A 1492-nucleotide genomic window follows, 5' to 3' on the forward strand; every position below is an offset into this window, starting at 1 on the left:
CATTCGTCGCCGCCGGAGGAGTAGTCGCCGAAGTAGTCGACGACGTCCTCGGGCCACTGGTTGGCCTCCGCCAGCAGCACGGTGTCCGGGTACTGCGTGTCGATCTCCTTGCGGACCCGCCTGAGGAACTCGTGGGTGGCGGGCAGGTTCTCGCAGTTGGTGCCCTCCTGCTGGTACAGGTACGGCACCGCGTCCAGCCGGAACCCGTCGATGCCGAGATCCAGCCAGAACTTGAGTGCGGAGATCATCTCCTCCTGCACGGCCGGGTTCTCGTAGTTCAGATCCGGCTGGTGCGAGAAGAAGCGATGCCAGTAGTACTGCTTGCGTACCGGGTCGTACGTCCAGTTGGAGACCTCGGTGTCGACGAAGATGATGCGAGCGTCCTGGTACTGCTTGTCGTCGTCGGCCCAGACGTAGTAGTCGCCGTACGGACCGTCCGGGTCGCGCCTGGACTCCTGGAACCACGGGTGCTGGTCGCTGGTGTGGTTCATGACGAAGTCGATGATCACGCGCATGCCGCGCTGGTGTGCGGCGTCCACGAACTCCACGAAGTCGGCGAGGTCGCCGAACTCGGGCAGTACGGCGGTGTAGTCGGAGACGTCGTAACCGCCGTCCCTGAGCGGTGACTTGAAGAACGGCGGCAGCCAGAGGCAGTCCACGCCGAGCCATTGCAGATAGTCGAGCTTGGCGGTCAGGCCCTTCAGGTCGCCGACGCCGTCGCCGTTGCTGTCCTGGAAGGAGCGGACGAGTACCTCGTAGAAGACGGCGCGCTTGAACCACTCCGGGTCCCGGTCCTTGGCGGGAGTGTCCTCGAAGGTGTCCGGAACGGGCTCATTGACGATCATATTGTGGGTGACCCTCCGATCTGCGGGTTGGACGGTCGCAGGACGGTGAAGACATGCGCGGGCCTATGACCCGGTTCGAGGCGCACATAGTTGGTCCTGCCCCAGTAGTAGGTCTCGCCGGTGAGCTCGTCGCGCACCGGCACGGACTCGTGCCAGTCCAGGCCGAGTTGCGGCATGTCCAACGAGACCGTGGCCTCCTGGGTGTGGTGGGGGTCGAGGTTGGCGACAACGAGAACCGTGTTCGATCCGCTCCGCTTCGAGTAGGCGATCACCGCGTCCTTGTCCACGTGGTGGAAGTGGAGATCACGCAGTTGCCGCAGGGCCGGACTGCGCCTCCGGACGTCGTTGAGCCGGGTGATCAGGGGCGCGATGGTCCGCCCCTCCCGCTCGGCCGCTTCCCAGTCCCGTGGCTTGATCTGGTACTTCTCCGAGTCCAGGTACTCCTCGCCGCCCTCCCTGAGCGGGGTGTTCTCGCACAGCTCGTAGCCGCTGTAGACGCCCCAGGCGGGGGAGAGGGTGGCGGCCAGGACGGCCCGCACCTCGAACGCGGGCCGGCCGCCGTGCTGGAGGTAGGCGTGGAGGATGTCGGGGGTGTTGGGGAAGAAGTTCGGCCGCATGTAGGCCGCCGCCTCGCCCGACAGCTCCGT

At 65.8% G+C, this 1492-nt stretch carries 1 protein-coding gene and 1 pseudogene; both read right to left on the minus strand.

From position 1 onward, the window contains the following. Window positions 1–845: alpha-amylase family glycosyl hydrolase (locus ACZ5CW_RS41200; protein ID WP_468610969.1), on the minus strand; the 845-nt coding region annotated here is incomplete at its 3' end. Beyond that, window positions 842–1492 (minus strand): annotated as a pseudogene (locus ACZ5CW_RS41205) (alpha-1,4-glucan--maltose-1-phosphate maltosyltransferase); the annotation flags it as partial. The gene ACZ5CW_RS41200 and the pseudogene ACZ5CW_RS41205, both read right to left, overlap by 4 nt.

Source organism: Streptomyces sp. NPDC031379 (assembly GCF_055569615.1).